General features: G+C 44.4%; 17 protein-coding genes. 9 read left to right on the forward strand and 8 right to left on the reverse strand.

The annotated features are described in order from the left end of the window. The first annotated feature begins 215 nt into the window (after window positions 1-215). Window positions 216-437, forward strand: a complete 222-nt coding sequence (locus R7P64_RS08290) for a hypothetical protein (protein ID WP_005373607.1) — start codon at window positions 216-218, stop codon at window positions 435-437. A gap of 125 nt (window positions 438-562) precedes the next feature. Here the strand turns inward: R7P64_RS08290 and R7P64_RS08295 are convergent, their stop codons facing one another. From R7P64_RS08295 to R7P64_RS08310, 4 genes are all read right to left on the reverse strand, one after another. Then, complete coding sequence (locus tag R7P64_RS08295; protein WP_005373609.1) at window positions 563-892, reverse strand: hypothetical protein; 330 nt, start codon at window positions 890-892, stop codon at window positions 563-565. 329 nt (window positions 893-1221) lie between these two features. Then, window positions 1222-1836 carry a LysE family translocator gene (locus R7P64_RS08300; RefSeq protein WP_005373611.1) on the reverse strand — a complete coding sequence of 205 codons (615 nt, stop codon included), beginning with the start codon at window positions 1834-1836 and terminating at the stop codon, window positions 1222-1224. A gap of 109 nt (window positions 1837-1945) precedes the next feature. Beyond that, a complete protein-coding gene (locus tag R7P64_RS08305) occupies window positions 1946-2860 on the reverse strand; it encodes a LysR family transcriptional regulator (RefSeq protein WP_017819875.1) in 915 nt (304 codons plus the stop codon). 40 nt (window positions 2861-2900) lie between these two features. Beyond that, a complete protein-coding gene (locus R7P64_RS08310) occupies window positions 2901-3356 on the reverse strand; it encodes an Lrp/AsnC family transcriptional regulator (RefSeq protein WP_005373615.1) in 456 nt (151 codons plus the stop codon). 327 nt (window positions 3357-3683) lie between these two features. On the opposite strand from R7P64_RS08310, the gene yjeH reads away from it, so the two are divergent. Continuing rightward, entirely contained in the window at window positions 3684-4946 is a 1263-nt protein-coding gene (gene yjeH, locus R7P64_RS08315) for an L-methionine/branched-chain amino acid transporter (protein ID WP_005373616.1), read from the forward strand. Here yjeH and R7P64_RS08320 read toward each other — a convergent pair whose 3' ends face one another. Continuing rightward, window positions 4947-6392, reverse strand: a complete 1446-nt coding sequence (locus tag R7P64_RS08320) for a PLP-dependent aminotransferase family protein (protein ID WP_318123362.1) — start codon at window positions 6390-6392, stop codon at window positions 4947-4949. Between the two features lie 100 nt (window positions 6393-6492). Here R7P64_RS08320 and R7P64_RS08325 point away from each other — a divergent pair, with 100 nt between their 5' ends. Next, the gene (locus R7P64_RS08325) at window positions 6493-7149 is read left to right on the forward strand and encodes a pyridoxamine 5'-phosphate oxidase family protein (RefSeq protein WP_170896917.1); all 657 of its coding nucleotides are present in this window, start codon (window positions 6493-6495) and stop codon (window positions 7147-7149) included. Here the strand turns inward: R7P64_RS08325 and R7P64_RS08330 are convergent. Next, complete coding sequence (locus R7P64_RS08330) at window positions 7130-8452, reverse strand: ATP-binding protein (RefSeq protein ID WP_262592086.1); 1323 nt, start codon at window positions 8450-8452, stop codon at window positions 7130-7132. The genes R7P64_RS08325 and R7P64_RS08330 overlap by 20 nt on opposite strands. A gap of 3 nt (window positions 8453-8455) precedes the next feature. Then, window positions 8456-9148, reverse strand: coding sequence for a response regulator transcription factor (locus tag R7P64_RS08335; protein ID WP_005373624.1), 693 nt, complete (start codon window positions 9146-9148; stop codon window positions 8456-8458). A 366-nt stretch (window positions 9149-9514) separates the two neighbouring features. Here R7P64_RS08335 and R7P64_RS08340 point away from each other — a divergent pair, with 366 nt between their 5' ends. After that, a complete protein-coding gene (locus R7P64_RS08340) occupies window positions 9515-11053 on the forward strand; it encodes a hypothetical protein (RefSeq protein ID WP_318123365.1) in 1539 nt (512 codons plus the stop codon). 12 nt (window positions 11054-11065) lie between these two features. Beyond that, window positions 11066-11755: a hypothetical protein gene (locus R7P64_RS08345; RefSeq protein WP_031778833.1), complete on the forward strand. Its 690-nt coding sequence runs from the start codon at window positions 11066-11068 to the stop codon at window positions 11753-11755. Window positions 11756-11841: 86 nt separating this feature from the next. Here the strand turns inward: R7P64_RS08345 and R7P64_RS08350 are convergent, their stop codons facing one another. Continuing rightward, complete coding sequence (locus R7P64_RS08350) at window positions 11842-12843, reverse strand: AraC family transcriptional regulator (RefSeq protein ID WP_005373633.1); 1002 nt, start codon at window positions 12841-12843, stop codon at window positions 11842-11844. Between the two features lie 107 nt (window positions 12844-12950). Here R7P64_RS08350 and R7P64_RS08355 point away from each other — a divergent pair, with 107 nt between their 5' ends. The 4 genes from R7P64_RS08355 to R7P64_RS08370 all read left to right on the forward strand — a co-directional run bounded on the left by R7P64_RS08355 (window position 12951) and on the right by R7P64_RS08370 (window position 17383). Beyond that, entirely contained in the window at window positions 12951-13277 is a 327-nt protein-coding gene (locus tag R7P64_RS08355; RefSeq protein WP_017635162.1) for an MFS transporter, read from the forward strand. Further along, window positions 13277-14500, forward strand: a complete 1224-nt coding sequence (locus tag R7P64_RS08360; RefSeq protein ID WP_086047511.1) for an HlyD family secretion protein — start codon at window positions 13277-13279, stop codon at window positions 14498-14500. Before R7P64_RS08355 ends, R7P64_RS08360 begins: the two co-directional genes overlap by 1 nt. A gap of 101 nt (window positions 14501-14601) precedes the next feature. After that, on the forward strand, window positions 14602-15924 hold the full coding sequence (locus tag R7P64_RS08365) for an AarF/ABC1/UbiB kinase family protein (RefSeq protein ID WP_318123367.1): 1323 nt from the start codon (window positions 14602-14604) through the stop codon (window positions 15922-15924). 112 nt (window positions 15925-16036) lie between these two features. Beyond that, window positions 16037-17383 (forward strand): magnesium transporter, encoded by a 1347-nt coding sequence (locus R7P64_RS08370; protein ID WP_005385592.1) that lies wholly within the window; start codon window positions 16037-16039, stop codon window positions 17381-17383. The last annotated feature ends 36 nt before the right edge of the window (window positions 17384-17419 follow it).

Genomic DNA, 17419 nt, shown 5'->3' on the forward strand with positions numbered 1-17419 from the left:
CACATAGCGTAGCGGACAATATCTCATATTTGTTCTAAATAATAAGCGCCATGCGCATTACTAATATTTTTCCCCGTTTATACGCCTGATCACCCTCAGGCGTTTTTTCGTTTCATTCATTTGACACTCTCCGGACAAAGTGAACGTCAGCATTCATGTTTTGTTCATGTTCACAGCATTAATCTGAGCACATAAATTACAGAGAGGTCATGATTATGAATCGGATTATTGTAACTGCACTAGCACTGATTACCGGCTTTTTTACATTAGTATTTAGCTTGATTATTGCGATTCCGTTGACCATCGCAGCATTAATTACCGGCAAGCGTATTGAAAAGCGCGTCAAGAAAATGCAGAGAGAAATGCACGAAGAATATGAGTTTAATACAGGTAAAGCAGATGCGATTGAAGGTGAATTTGAAGAGGTTCGCCGGTAAGTAAATAAGATTTAGATGAGTTTCTCTCCCCCGACAGCTCCTGAGAAACTTCTTGCTTTCACCCTGTCCTTAAAATGGCAGGGTGCTTTTTTGAAAAGCACAATATTGAATAAGCACCTAGCGGTTTATTGCTTTATCTTTTTGTTGTAGGAGGCTGTGTAACCAGCCTCCCATAAATCACCATCGACACCAGAGTATGGGTTGGATTCTTTCGGAGCGCCGCTTAGGCAAGCATCTTTGCCTTCCTTCTTAATTTCATCGATGTGATTTAAAACAAAGTCAAAGTGTTTAGGATCAGCCTTTTGTAGTAACCCGTACAAAAGGCCAAAGCCAAGCATCGTAAATACAAACAGTTCAAAAAACACCCAAATGCTCTTTGTTGAAAAGAATATCCAAGCAACGCTGCAAACACTGGTCAAAATTACTACTGGAGCTAAATCTACTATTCTTTGCATATTGCTCTCACCTTCTAAACGGTCATGGAGTCTCTACCCCTTTCATAGGGTAAGTAAGAGGAAAGTCCGTTTTTATCCAATAAAGCACTCTCGACTTAATATGCGACACTGTTAGTATTAACGTTAAGTGGCTATCGTTCTCATTATAACAATGCGTTGGAAAGTAGCTTTCACAGCAAATGAGAATATGAACCAAAGTGACACTATTGATAATATTAATTTTAGCAACGTTTAGCGTCAGAATTACGTAAATTGTGTAAGGGTTACTGAGAGTAGACAAAAAAGCAGCCACACGGGCTGCTTTTAGTATTTCTGTCTTGCGAGCTTGTCTATACCGTTACGACCACTCTAAGAGCCAGCAGCATGAGTACTACCCCTGACAAACGATCAATCAACACTGCCTTAGAGCGAATTCTGTCAACGACTTTAGAGCTCGATAGCACTAGGGTAATAAAGGTGTACCAAAGCCCATCCACAACAAACGGCGTGGCAACAATGATCATCTGATTACTCAAATCATTACCGAGCGCGACAAACTGACTGAATAATGCGATAAAAAACAAAGCAATTTTGGGACTTAAAATCGAGATAAAAAAGCCTTCTCGCGCAGACTGGATTACCGTTGTTTCCTCACCTGACTCCAACTTCGCAGCCACACCACCTTTTGAACGCAAAGCATTAAAACCTAAATACGCAAGATATGCCGCACCCACAAGGCTAATCGTCTTGAAAAGCATCGGGCTTTGCTGCAAAACAACAGCGAGACCAATCAAGGTAATAAACGCATATATACCAATGCCAAACGCATGAGCCCAAGCCGTAGCTAATCCATTGATGCGTCCACCAGCCAACGAGTGCTTAGCGACAATAGCTAAGCTGGGACCTGGTGACATAGCCCCTAATAAACACACGGTAAAAAGTGATAACCAAACTGTTAGTGTCATAAGAATCTCCCCTCTTTGACGCTCACTCTATCAACGGAAGAGGTATAATTAGAAATCAAAGTTATTCATACTAATCATGACTTCAAGTCATAGCTAAACGGTGTACGTATTAGCGAATGGAATATTCAGAGATTTGCATTACTGAGCGAATCTCTTCTCGCACCCATTTATGCGCAGGATCCGTGTCGTATTTGGGATGCCACATTAACCAATATTGATGAATAGGTGTTTCGAGTGGTAATGCTTTATGGGTTAAGTCCCAATGCTTAGCGAGGTTAACGGCAATATGTTCAGGAGCCACCATCAGGTGCTCACTTGCAACTAAGCGATTGATCGCAGCAGAGAAGAATGGAACCTTAAAGGTAACGTGGCGGGTGTGCCCTAGCTCTTTCAATGCTAAATCAGTGTAGGAATCTTTGTCTCCGCCGCCAGTCACTTTGATGTGTGAATATGAAATCAAGTCTTCAATACTGATCTGGTCCTGCTTTGCTAACGGATGAGAAGATTTCATCAAACAAACTGATGAATCCTCACCAATTTTAACGCTCGACACACTCTGTGGTTTTTCTGGATACATAGAAGACGCGATATGGATGCCCGTCTCATGAAGTTTATCAAGAAAGTTGGGTTGCCACAGTCGGTACGCCATATCTAGCTGTGGCGCTTGTTCACCCAAGTGAGAGGCAATATCGGGCAATACGTATTGCGCCACGTAGTCACTAGAAGCAATAACAAGCTCACCTTGCCACTGCCGCGGCTCAAAAGGTTGGTCATCGAGTAAATGGTCAAACTCAGCCAGTAATGCATCAAGCTTTGATTTTAACGCTATTGCTCGTGGCGTTGGTATCAGTTGATTACCTTGACGAATAAGCAGTGGGTCACCACACAGATCGCGCAATTGTGCAAGCTGTCGACTGACGGCAGACTGCGTAATGTGCAAACGGTCTGCGGTCCGGCTGACATGACACTCCTCTAAAAGTACATGCAAGGATCTAAGTAGATTCAAATTAATGTTGTTTAACATATTCGCTCAGAAGGATTTTCAACATGGCATCCATTCATGGTCACTTCACAAACAGGTTCCCAGTCGTGTTAAAGAATTCAGCTAAGACGGTATGAGTCATCAGGTTTCGAAGCTCTGGATATCGTTGAATTTGATCTCTGATTTCGTTCAAGCGAGCCATCGTAGGCACTTCGACAAAAACCATCATGTCCGTCTCACCGCTGATCGCATGACACCATTTTACGCCATCAATTTTGTATAACTCGTCCGCGTATGATTCGCAATAATACGTAGAGGTTGATTTATCGAACTTTAAGGCAAAATAGGCGCAAATCGAATCCCCACCCGAAGGCGCAATTTCAGCGTGATACCCTAGAATCACTTTGTCATGCTCTAGCTTACGAATACGGGCCGTTACCGCAGAACGAGAAAGGTTTACTTTATCCGCAATTTCAGTCACCGACAGCCGAGCGTTGTGCCTGAGCAGATCCACAATCTTATGATCAAACTTGTCCATACCGTTACCAAGCTTTCCTTATTTTTCTCATTCTATACCGATTCTAACTGCATAAGAAACCAACATTTTGTTGGAATTATTTAAAACAACCGTCATATTGACGGTTTAGTAAATCATTTTGTTATTAACATTTTGGATATGCTATTTGGCGGGCATGAGATGAGTGCTGTTATCCATTTCAACAGAAAATAGATAACACATTGAAATCAAATTCCCAACTTAAGTACTCAGCACATAAATAGCATCGCTTAAACACATAAAACGAAATAACCAGAAGCCACAAGCTTTTTCGTAATAAGCCTCATAACATTGGATGAATCAATTCGCATGGAAGAGCTCAAAAAAGACATTTCACTCACATCAGGTATCGCACAGTTATCCACCACATTAATGGGAACGGGGCTGTTTATGATCCCGGCTATCGCAGCAGGTATAGCTGGCCATTTTTCACTATGGGCTTGGATTTTATTGTTCATCGCGATTTGTCCTATTGCGCTGACTTTTGCTCAACTGGGTAAACGATACCCCAACGCGGGCGGAACAGCCTTTTTTGTACGCAAAGCCTTTAACGCCAAGCTGGAAAGTAGTGTCGCTTGGCTATTTGTTAGTGTCATTCCGGTAGGGGTTCCGGCCGCGATTGCACTCGCCGCAGGCTTTCTACAACAAATATTGCCAGAGCCTATTAGCAACAATCTGTTTGCACAAGTTCTCACGGTAGTACTTCTTGTGTTCGTCAACTTGATGGGCACAAAATCATCAGGTCATTTACAAACTCTTATTGCTTTGAGTGTCTTCGCACTTGTTGGCGCATTTTTATGGAAAGGCGACGTTAACAACGCCGATCTTGTGATGCCCGCCATCACACAAGAGTCAATTTGGCCTATTACCGCAGCGTTAGGCGTGATGTTCTGGTGTTTTGTTGGCATAGAGGCTTTTGCCCATATGGGGGAAGAGTTCAAAAACCCTCAAAGAGATTTCCCTATTGCCATTGTGGTCGGTTGTTTTGTAGCAGGGGCTACCTATTGGGCATGCTCTGTCGTTATTTTAAAATTTGGCGCGTATGGTAACGCTCAATTTGATAACGCATCCATCCCCTGGCTTAGTGCCCAACTACTAGGCGATGGAGCCAAATGGATAATCAGCTTGATAGGTTTCTCCGCTTGTTTCGCGAGCGTTAACTTATACACACAGAGCCTAGCGCGAATGGTCTGGGCTCAAGCTCGTGAACATCGTCCTTCTAGTCCACTAGCCAAGATTTCGCGTCGTGGTGTCCCTTTCTCAGCCACCATATTAGTTGGCGGTATATTATTGATATCTTGTGTGATAGGAACCCTATCACAGCTCGATCTGGAGTTTTTCCTAAAACTCGCAAACAGTGTATTCGTTCTGGTTTACATGTTGGCGATGTTAGCCGCTTTTAAATTGCTTCGAGGATTTGGTAAAACACTTGCGGGACTGTCCCTACTGCTTTGTACCGGTGTTTTTATATGTTTAGGCTGGTCAATGTTTTATGCACTTGGCATTTTTACTCTACTTTTACTGCCTTGGAAACAGTGGCGACATAAGCGACAAACACGTGTAGTTGAATAGTCATCGCTTCCCATTTCGAAATATGTGAGCTAAACGTTGGATACCAGCGTCTATGTTCTCTAACGCGATATTGCCGTAACCAAGCACGGCACCATGCCAGTGACGTGCTTGAAAATCTGGGTGTTCATAATAGCTCAAAGGTCGCAAGATGATCCCTTCATGCTCTGCTAGTTTCGTAAAACGCTGCTCATCCATACCATCTTGCCATTTCAACGTAATATGAAGCCCCGCCGCTTGGCTAACGACGCAAACACGGTCGCCAAAATGCTGTTGAATGGATACATGCATCTGTTCATGCTTAGTTTTGTACAGTCGACGCATTTTTCGAATATGACGTAATAACCCACCTTCAGTAATAAAGTCTGCCAATGCTTCTTGTGTATGCGTCGGCGAATCACCACTTAACGCATCCTTAACCACTAAACATTGCTCTACTAAACGTTCAGGAACTACAAGGTAGCCAAGCCGCAATCCGTTAAACATCACTTTACTGAAGGAGCCCACATACAACACACGATCATCTCGACCCATTTGAGCTGCTAGCCCCTGTAAGCTGGTATAGGGACGATGAGCAAACTGAAATTCGCTGTCATAATCATCCTCGATGATCCAACTTGATTGTTCGACCGCCCAGTTGATGATCTTTCCTCTTTGCTCGGTATTGAGTGTGGTGCCCATCGGATATTGATTACTTGGTGTAATATACAGCGCATCGGCATCGCTTGAGGTCACCGCTTCCACATCAAAACCTAATTTCTCTCTTACGAACAAAGGCTCAAATTGATAGTTTTGGAACTGAATCAACTTCCGCATTTGCGCGTAACCTGGTTGCTCCATCAGAACCTTATCACCTTGTTTGAGCACTACCATCGTCGCAATTGACAACGCTTGCTGCGCCCCAGAGGTAATAATAATGCGCTCTGGAGAACAATTCACTGAACGGCTTGATGCGAGGTAGTCAGCTAAAGCACAGCGCAATGCCCAACTACCCTGAATATCTTGATTACCCAGCAAGCAAGTACGAGACATATGGCGAGTGAGTAACTTTTGCCATTGCGCCATCGGAAATGCGTCCAAATCCGGTACACCCGGTGCAAATGCGCGGTTGATATCAAAGTGAGCTTTCGGTGATGAGTCTCTCTGAACTGAACTAGGTTCAGGCAAGTACTGCTCTGGCAGTTCTACGGCAACATAAAAGCCAGAACCTTTTTGGCTGTTCAAGTACCCTTCCGCCACTAACTGTTCGTAGGCAGAAATCACGGTATTCCTACTTAGATTAAGCTCTTGTGAAAGCTTCCGCGTAGAAGGCAGCTTCCCATTCTTCACCCACAGTCCTTGAACAATTTTCTTGCGAATAGCCAAAAACAACGCTTGCTGACGCGTTCCTTCACTGTCTTTTAAATGTAGGTCACCGATATCAATCAAAGACAAACTGGATCCATCCATTAGTTAAAACTGGCTCTCTTTAAGCTACCAGTTAAACGCTACATTGCAATCAAAGAATGAGGATAAATCGCTCGTAATCGTGAGCAAGCAAGGAGAGAAAATGCTATCCAACACCAATAGAACGGAAATTAAGAAAGGCGCACATAAAGCCGTCTCTGATGTTAGCAAACTGCACGCCATCATAGATGAAAGCCTAATCGCTCATATTGCGATAACCAACGAGTCAGGCCCTGTGGTCATCCCTATGCTGGCATGGCGTGTCGATGATTACGTGTATATCCATGGTGCCAACAACAGTCGACTGTTACGCTCACTCAAACAAGGAGTGCAAACGTGCTTAACCTTTACTTTGTTTGATGGTTGGGTATTGGCTCGAAGTGCGTTTCACCACAGTGCGCATTATCGCAGTGCTGTGGTCTTTGGCCAGTTTGAGGTGGTGGAAGATAACCAAGAGAAAGACAGGTTGCTGAATCACTTTATTGAACAGATCGCTCCGGGGAGAACAGAACAAGTCCGTTTGAGTAATGAAAAAGAACTCAAAGCCACCATGCTGCTGCGTATTCCACTCACAGAAGCATCGGTGAAAATCAGCAATTTTGGCGTCAACGACGATGCGGAAGACATGGACATTCCTGTTTGGGCAGGTGTCCTACCCTACCGAACCGTCGTAGGTCCACTGCAAGCTTGTGACGATTTGTATGCAGGTATCGCTGAGCCAGACTACCGCAGAGCCTACTCTAATCGTTGGCAGGAATAAGCACCGTAAAACGTGCGCCGCCTAAGTGACTCTCGCCGACAGAAAGCTCCCACCCCAGTTGCCGCGCTGCACTGGTAGCGATGGCAAGCCCTAAACCAAAGCCTTTCATGTCGGCGTTGCGGCTTTTGTCTAAGCGCGAAAATGGCATAAATACTTCTTCTCGCATCGCTTCAGGGATGCCCGGGCCATCGTCCTCAATATCGATGCTCCAGCAATCCGCTACCGTTCGAATCGTCACCTCAACGCAGGATTCACCGTAACGCTTGGCGTTTTGCAGTAAATTATCGAGGACGAGGTTACCCAAAGTAGGCTGAAAGTGAATCAATTGGTTCGCGAGTTCATTCTCTGCTCTCAACATGGCGGACTCTAAGCTTAGGTAATTCATGCGGCTTTTACACCAAAGTGGCAGTTCCATGGTTTCAACAGAATCGATCCATGAGTGGTTTTTCACACTCAAGCGAGACAGCATGACGATGTCGGATGTTAAATCCGTCACTACATCAACGTATCGTTCAATATCGTCATGTAACTCTGCCTGCATTTCACCACTCGTGCGTCGAGCTAAATCCGTCGCTAGCTGAATACGACTCAGCGGAGTGCGCACTTCATGAGGAATAGCTTGAGTAAAGATGTGTGTTTGGCGCACTCGTCTCTCAATCTCTTCAGACATGCAGTTGAAGCCTTGGGCGAGCTCTTTCACGGGTTGCGAAAATTGCTTTAGATCGACTCGCGTATTCAACTCACCAGAACCAAATTGTTGTTGCGCAGCCGTTAATTGCCGAATTTGGCGGTCAAGACGTCGTACAGGTATGTAAACCATAATGCCTAAACTGCATACAACAACCAAAAGCAGAGTAAGTATAAATACAATCTCAGAATCTTCATTCCAATCAACGTGTGGGCTAAAGAAGTCCGTTTTTTCTTTGAAAACTAAACTCTTCGAAGTGTTAGGCAAAGGGAATACCGCAGCATAGGTACTGCCGTCAATAAGATAAACAGGTATCCCTTGCATTCGGTACAACAGATTACAATCTCGACAAGGCGGTGATCCGTCCCAGTTTTCAACCAATGTTAAATCAAAGATAAAGAAATCTTGCTTGCCGTTTTCGGTTAACTTCTTGTAGAGAGAATCCGGAGTACCTCGTTGCTCAATGTATTGATCGACAAAATAAGCACCGTCACTCAAAAAAACACCGACTTCTGTTTTGCGCATGTACTCTTCCCCCATAAAGAGAAACAAAGCAACAGTCAGCGCAAGGCCAGTTACTAACCCCACATATAGACGAGTAAACAGGGAAAACATGCGTCATTTACCTGTCAGCATGTAGCCGTGGTGGCGTATGGTTTTAATGGTAGCCGTATGGATATGAGCCTTAGAGAATTTCTTCCTTAGTGAGGATATACGCATATCAATCGAACGATCAGTAATACAGTATTCAATGCCTCGGGCAAGACGGCAACATGATTCACGAGATACTGGCTTATCGACATTCAGCATCAGGAGCTCTAAAATTTCAAACTCAGAACTCGTTAAACCAATATCTTTTTGCAAATAAAATGCCTGGGAGCGACGAAGACAAAGACTAATGCCATATCGGCTCAGCTTTTCTTCTTCAACGATATCAACTTGACGACAATAGCGACGCAACGCTGCTTCAATACGGGCGAGAAGGATATTGCCTTTTATCGGTTTGGTAAGGTAATCATCAGCACCAAACTTAAATAAGCTCACCTCGCTCATTTCATCATCGGTCGCAGTCAAAACAATGATAATACCATGATAAAACTTACGCGCCTCTTGGCATATTTCTGCGCCATTTTTTCCTGGTAACATCAAATCTAACAGCACTAGGTCCGGCTTGAGCCCCTTAATCGTTTCTAATGCATTTTGACCGTTATCGATGACAGTTACCGTATATCCTTCGGCTTCGAGGTACATTTTGGTTAATCGAGCAATCTCAGAGTCGTCTTCTACCAGTAAGATTGTATTACCCACCATGAATCATTTACTCCACCAATATGATGGAGGGAGTATATCGCTCGTCCTATACTGCGCAACCTACTTAAATGATAATTTTAATAAAACGCAGGCTTACATACGCTTACAAACCATACATATACGATAATCCTAATCATTCTATACCCCTAAAACCATGCAATAACCTGAGGTTTTATTCATTACCAGAATATAGCTTCACATAGAAAATAAAATTCGGAATAAAAATCCACTATATTTTTAAATGTATCGAATAATAGGTCTTACCAAAAAACAATATCAACATATATGACTTAGTTTGCTTATATAGACAGGACTTTATGTTGCTTCTAAGTTTCTTGCTCTAATAAAGTCTACGAGTAACATGAAATGAGATATTCCAAATTAACACCTTTAGCCATATTTTGCGCGATAAGTCTAACTGCTTGTGGCGGCAGTGAATCTAATCCGAAACCATCGAAAACAACACCTCCACCACCAATGCCAACATTGAGCACTGTCACAATCCCAACTGTCGTTTCTACAGAGTTTCCAGCCAAGTTAAAAGTGGCTGCTGATGCTGGCTTCACCCACTATGTGAAAATCTCCCTTTCCGAAGCAAACAACAACGATACATTTCACATTGTGGCTGTTGATGACGGTGCGAATAATGAAAAAATCTTTCGTGCAGCCAAAATCATCCAACACCTTCTCACAAACCAACCAGACTCTAAGTACGGTGCTGACAAGTCTCGTATCGCTAAGACATTAGCCGAGCGTGATGCCACACTAATGCTGACCGAAAACGACGAACAGAATGATGAGATGCTAACCAAAATCTTTATCAACGAACTGATTCGCCAAGGCAAATTGAACGATGCAGTTACAAGCTCGGGCTTAGCACACTCTTTTGATACGAGTTCTCTAGAAAAGTTTGTTGTAAGCATGATGGTACTTAACGAAGATGATATGGATACACTTGTCACATCTATCGCGTCAACATTAGTAACTAGTAAAGAAACACCAAACTGGCTAAAGAATAGCCAATCTTTAATGTATCGAGAACTGACAGTTGAAGGCGATTGCCATTACATGAGTAATTTTGCCGATTACTGCGCCAATCTTGGCAAAAAAGCCGAACGAGACGCCGCTTTTGAAGAAATTTTACACTTGGTCCAAGCGCAAGGTATTGCACCTAACACGGCGACTGCGGCACTGCAAAATGACATTCAAGCTCATGCGTTAAGCATCTATAACGATATTCAATCGGGCAAACCGACGGTGTGGCGCCCTACTCAGTATGACTGGGACGATTGGAAATCAGACGACTTCGATCCTGAAAGTGTTAAACAAACGGGCCCTTCATATTCTCACGAATATTTTGCTGCCGCTTTTGAAGCTTACATGGGTGTAGCAAAAGCAAACGGACATGGTTTAGATGGCTACCAAGCGTTAACGCGTGAAGAAATGCAAACCCAAGATCCACAAGCCGTTGATTGGATCAGTGGCTTATTCCACGGTTACTTGCAATATACCGCGAATATCGACTCTGCGGGCGTCAAGCTCTACACAGAAAAGACAAATCCAGGCACAGTACCTACCTTCCGTATGGCTCCCAACAAAGACGGTTTGATAGAAGCGTACACCTACAAATCTCAGTGGTTAACAAAAGTGAAGATCATTGGCGACGACGCGATGAATGTGATCGGTAATGATCAAAACAATACTTTTGAAGGCAACAGCAAAGACAACAGCATTTATGGTGAAGGCGGTATCAACACCTATATCGTGCCACACAAACTGGCGGAATGTACTGTTATCAAAGCAAAGAGCGTTTCTGTTGAGTGCCCAAATACAGGCACTGACGAGTTGTACGACATTCAGAACATCCAATTCACCGACCAAACCCTAGATGTAACCAAGCTATAAACAATGAAAAACATGAAGAAACTTATTCTATTCGCTCCCTTGCTCCTTGCTGGTTGTGGTGGCCTAGCCGTCATGGATCGTACTGATGCCGTAAAAGCACAACCAGAAATGCTGATCAAAACCGACGGTGATTTTTGGGGATTCGGTGCAGATGGCCATTTTGATTTTGCTGGTAAGTACAAAGGCAAGTATTCACGCAGTGCTTCTAACTCAAGTTGGTTTAACCGTATCTCTTTCAAAGAAGGTTCAATGGGCGCAGAAGTGACTCGTATCGACAGCGGAGAAACTTGGCTTTTGAACTGCACCGGAGGCGGTATGTCGGTTAACTACATGGGCGTCGATTTTGGTGGGAATGATCCTTACACCTGTGACATTACTCAAGATGGTAAAAAAGTCGGTGAGTTTGCGATGGAGCCAAAATCGGCTCTCATCGACATCAGCTTTGAAAAAAAAGAGACAGGCGTAGTGCGTATTGGTAGCACCCACTTTAATGTAGAAACTGTACATACTAGTCCTGACGCCATGATGGCGGTAGACATTCCATTGGGTTATAGCTTTAAGGAGGGCACACAAGAAATTGCCGCAGTGCAGACGAACGGTACCATTGCGGTACAGATGCTCCCTGAACTTAGCGAACAAAAAAAGGATGTAATTGCCATCGGCGCTGTTGCAAGTGCACTAAGTTGGCGTCCTAAGAAATAGCCACCACATAAAACGACACAAAAAAATAACAAAGCCCTCAACTTTGAGGGCTTTTATTGCTTGTACTCATAGAGATAAGTGGAGCACTACTTCTCTAATCTTCCCGTATACTGCTTGGGCGTTAATCCACGATGTTTCTTAAACATACGATTGAAGCTCGCCACATTGGTGTAACCAAGGCGCGTGGCAATGTCATCAATACTCACGCGCTTACTCAACAAACCAGCTGCAATATTACTCAATACATAGCCAGAAACCGTCGAAAAATTGAGCCCTAATTTATGCAAACGACGTTGAAACTGCTGTTCAGATAAATCAAGCAGAGAAGACACGCGCTCTAACGTTGGCAATCCATAATGGCTGCTGTAGTTCACCACTTCATAAATCACTTTCAACTCGTCTTCTGGATCGGGCATATTAAGCAAATCATCCAAGTCGGAAAAACTCATCGCTAGACGGCTGTCTTCTCGATGGCTCACTTGGCGGGAGGCTAATCGGTCATCTCCCGGGATCCATATCTCTGTTTTTGGCTGACTCCATTCCACCTCGCAGCCGAAATATTCCCGGTATCGCTCAGTATTTTTTCTCGAGCCTGAAACCTTGACACGTAAAGGCTGGTAATCTTTGCCAAGAAATTCGCGTAACACCTTAATCATAAATACCGCACAGCGGATACTATCGTGCACCTTTACTGACGTTTCTATAAACGGGTTGTGGTAAGTCCATTTGATGATTTTACCCGACTGTTCGCCAGCAAAAAACGCCCCTGATTGTAGATTGCTCACACCATAATTCACTCGCCGAATGGTACTGGCTAAATCATTGCCGGAGAATAACCAGCGTCCCACTGGCCCTAGCTTTTGCAGTTCAATACCCCGGCTGAGACTCAACACCACATCCGGGTCAGCACTGGCTTGTTCAACACAACGATACCATTCCGCAACGGCTTTTAGCGGGATCAGTGTCATTGGGTTACGAAACACCGATACTGGGATTCCTAACTCATCCGAGTCCAAATTGTATTTAGATAACGCGAGGTTATGCATGTTTAGAATGCCCATCGCGCGAATAAACCGAACCGTTTTCATAACCAATTACATCAAATTTAATCCTATAGTGATTGAATCTGTCACAAAGAAAGCCGCAAATCAAATTCAGATCACAATACGCCAACAGTTTGATAGAGGAGTGTTTAATGAGTTTACTGAGTGTCCCATTTGTCGGTACAGGCGCAGATACGGCGTTACATGTTGTCGCTGCTGTCGTTTTAATTGCGAGTGTCGCGGGCGCGTGTTACGGCTTTTGGAAAATCCATGAATTGCCTATCAATAAAGCACACAGCAAAGACCATCATCAGATAGGGCTCATCACTGCGCTGACCTGGATAGGGTTTGTCTGGCACTGGGTTTGGGTGCTAGCCGTGATCTTTGCATTTGTTGATATGGAAAAAGCCATCATCAATCTGCGTGATACATGGAAAAGTAAACCGCAAACAGAAACACAGCCAAAAGAGGAAGCATAATGTTAGAAGGTTTAGCGGTATGGGCTCTCTTCATCTATCTGCTGCGTTTGGTTGGCATGCCTTGGAACAAAGCAACCAAATCGTTCGCTTATCTTGGCGGTTTGAGTTGGCTGATGTTCGTCTGGGTAGGTTTGATTAACTTCACCCCGATGGATTTATCCGGCGGTTCTGTCGTGCAGTCACCACACATCCAATTGCGTCCAGATTCAACCAATGTAAAAGGTAAAGTTGACCACATTTACATTGAGCCGAATCAGCAAGTTAAAGAAGGTCAGCTCATTTATGAACTTGACCCAACGCAATACAAAATCGCATTAAATCAAGCGAACGTATCCGCTGATTCTGCTCGCGTTGCATTAGCTACAGCAAAAGGCGACATCGAGATTGAAGAAGCTAACCACGAAGCGCTAGTGCAAGATCTAGAAACATCAAAGAGCCAGTTGGAAGCGGCGAAAGTTGACTACAAATTGCAGAAAAAAATGCTAGATCGTTATGTTGAGCAAAACCGAGTGGTGCACAACACCATCACGGAAAGCGATATCGACAAACAATCGAGTGCGGTTGATATGGCACGTCACAACGTGTTGACCCTTGAGTCTCAAATCAAGAAGAAACAAGTCGATATTTCCCGTGCAAAACTGGCGATTCATAAAGCGGAACTTGCAGTTGAAACCAAACAAGCCGAACTGCGCCAAGCGAAAGAGCAAATTGCAAAAGCGCAATGGGATTTGAATAGCACAAAAGTTCATGCCCCAACAGATGGCTTTGTCACCAACTTTATCCTGCGTGAAGGTCAGCGTGTATCAATGATGCCGCGTATCAACATGTACACCAACGAAAAGTACGTACTAATGCGAGTGAACCACCAGGCGATTCGTAACATCAAACCGGGTCAGCCAGCGGAATTCTCTTCGTCCGTTTACCCAGGTAAGATCTTCTCAGCGACCGTCGAAGGCATTGTTGAAGCAACAGGTGAGTCACAAGGTAATCTACTGGGTTTCGATGATTCCGTACGTGTCACCACTGGAAAGAACTTACAGAACAAACACCACTTTGTTCGTCTTAAGATTGATGAGCCAGAAGGCTACGACATCCCTGTTGGCTCTGTTGGCCTCGCATGGGTCAGCGGTGAAAAACCGATAGGCTTCATGGCCTTCTTAGATGTGATTCGCGGGATCATCATCCGAATGAAGTCTCAACTGTACTTCTTCTACTCTATCTAAACTCGCAAACCGCCAGTTACGCTGGCGGTTTTCTTTTCATTTGTATCCAAACATATCCTTTTCCCGTATAACAATTAGTTAGTAAATAGCGGAGAAGATTCATGTCGGTAAAGGAAAGAAGCCTACCTACCCATCGCATCTCAAGATTCAGCAAGTTCGCTTCACTTGCTACCCGTGTCGCAGGCAATGTGATTGCAGAAGGCACGAAGCAGATAGCCAAAGGCAACAAACCAAAAGCGAAAGACCTCTTGCTGACGCCACAGAACATCGCGCGCTTAACTGACCAACTTGCTCACCTGCGTGGCGCTGCAATGAAGCTTGGTCAAATGCTATCAATGGATGCTGGTGATGTTTTAGAACCTGAACTTGCCGATATTCTTTCCCGTCTTCGTTCCAACGCAGACCCAATGCCTGCAAAACAACTCAACGCAGTAATGGAAAGTTCGCTAGGAACGAATTGGAAAGCTGAGTTTCTGTCATTTAACTTCAAACCAATCGCCAGTGCATCAATAGGACAAGTGCACCAAGCTTACAGCGATGCGGGCGATAACCTAGCCGTCAAAGTGCAATATCCGGGCATACGGAAAAGTATCGATAGCGACGTCGATAATGTCGGTACACTGCTCAAGGTCGTTGGGTTGATTCCCGAGTCTGTCGACTACAAAGGATTGCTCGAAGAAGCGAAAAAGCAGCTACATGACGAGGCCGATTACGCACGAGAGGCACAATTTGCCATTCGTTATCATGACGCTTTGAAGGAGCACCCTCATTTTGTGCTGCCGAAGATTCATACTGAAAGTTGCTCAGACTCCGTTCTCGCGATGGAATTCATTGATGGCAGTCCGATTGAGCAAATCGAACATTATGATCAGAGTACGCGAGATTTTGTCATGCACAGCCTACTCGAATTACTGTTTCGAGAGCTGTTCGAATTTAAGATGGTGCAAACCGACCCTAACTTCGCCAATTACTTGTACATTGAAAGTACTCGCCAAATCGGCTTGTTAGATTTCGGTGCAACTCGCGAATACAGCGAACGATTCAGTGCCGGCTATCGCCAAGCCTTTGCGTCCGTCATGAATAATGACGAACAAGGCTTGAATGACGCGCTTGAACAAATTGGCTTCTTCAGCCAAACCATCTTACCTGATCAGCGCCAAGCGATTCTCGATTTAGTAAAAATGGCATGTGAACCCATGTTAGTTGATGAGCCATATGATTTTAAAGCCAGTGGCTTAGCGCAAAAACTTCGCGAAGCTGGCACTATTTTGAGCATGGAACAAGAGTACTGGCATACCCCACCTGCCGATGCCCTATTTTTACATCGTAAAATTGGTGGCATGTATTTGCTAGCAGCCCGTATTGGCGCAAAAGTGAACATTCGCCAATTGGTACTGCCATATCTCACCATCAACAGCGAATAGCCTATTGTTTTTCTGTTACTTTCAAGTACCTTGAGCAAGGTTAAGATGCATAGTCGTGCATCTCAATAACATGCCATACTTCCATAAAACGAATTAACTATCGGGGTACTCGGTGAGCAAGTTTCAAGATCTCTCCACTCTAATCCAGCAAATTGGCCAAGCCGAAGAAGCGGATCAAGTCGCAACGCTCAATGAATCTATTGAAGCGGGCCTCGAGCCCGGCGCGGTTGCCCTGATTCTAGAAGCCTTTCCAATCGACGATCGTGTTCGCTTATGGCGAGCTTTACCACTAGAGCTACATATCGACGTGTTAACGGAAATGCGTGCGGACGTACGTTTCTCGATCATCAACGCGTTATCTGAAGTCGAGCTAAAACTCACTCTCGCTAAACTCGATAACTTATCGCTCATCGAATGGGCCGATTCGTTACCAGAGTCGATCATCAACGAAGCGCTCTCGTTGATAGAAAAAGATGAGTTGGAACTTTACGATCAAGCAAACGAGTATGCTGATGAAGAACTCGGCCACTGGGCTGAACGTAAGATCATCACCCTGCCCTTCAATATTACGATTGGGACAGCTAAGCAGTTAATGGAGCGCTATAGCTACGACACGCCTCAACAGGTGTATCTGATTAATCGTAATAAACAGTATCGTGGAACGGTCAACTACTTCGATATCTTACGTGGTGACCCCGATACTCGCTTAAAAACACTCGTTATTGAGGCTGCGACGGTGCTAGACAGTAAAATGATGCTTCCTGAAGCGGTAGAGGCATTAGAACACAGCACACTGCCCGCTCTCCCTGTAACTGATGCAGACCAAACACTGATCGGTGAAGTCGATTGGCAGTTTGCATTGAGTACACAGCGTGAAATCTACGAAGCACGTTTGATGGCCGGTACAGGTATGGATGAAGGCGATGACTTGTTTGCGCCAGTATTAAAAAGCTCGCAAAAGCGCGGTGTTTGGTTAGGCATCAATTTGCTTACTGCGATTTTGGCGTCTGTCACTATCGGACTATTTGAAGATGTAATTGCTCAGGTAGTGGCTTTGGCGGTGCTAATGCCAATTGTTGCATCCATGGGGGGCATTGCTGGCAGCCAAACGCTCACTCTAATGATTCGTGCGATGGCGCTTAATCAGATCACCCCAGGTAACCGCTTCAAGCTTTTGAAAAATGAGTTGGGTATTGGCTCTCTGAACGGCATTGCTTGGGCGTTAATCATCGGCGGGCTCGCTGGATTGTGGTTTCAATCTCCGGTTCTAGGGGGAACCATCGCGCTCGCCATTATCGTCAATATTATTACCGCAGCTTTATTTGGTGTGCTGATTCCCATTATTCTGGATAAGTTTAAATTGGACCCCGCTTTGGCTGGCTCGGTGATTCTAACAACAGTGACAGATGTAGTTGGTTTTTTCGCCTTTTTAGGAACGGCGAGTTTAGTCATGCTTTAAAAGGTTCATTGTTTATTAATCAATCATTAGCATAAT

Origin of the sequence: Vibrio sp. 2304 (genome assembly GCF_033339475.1) — a bacterium.
Lineage (GTDB): Bacteria > Pseudomonadota > Gammaproteobacteria > Enterobacterales > Vibrionaceae > Vibrio > Vibrio alginolyticus.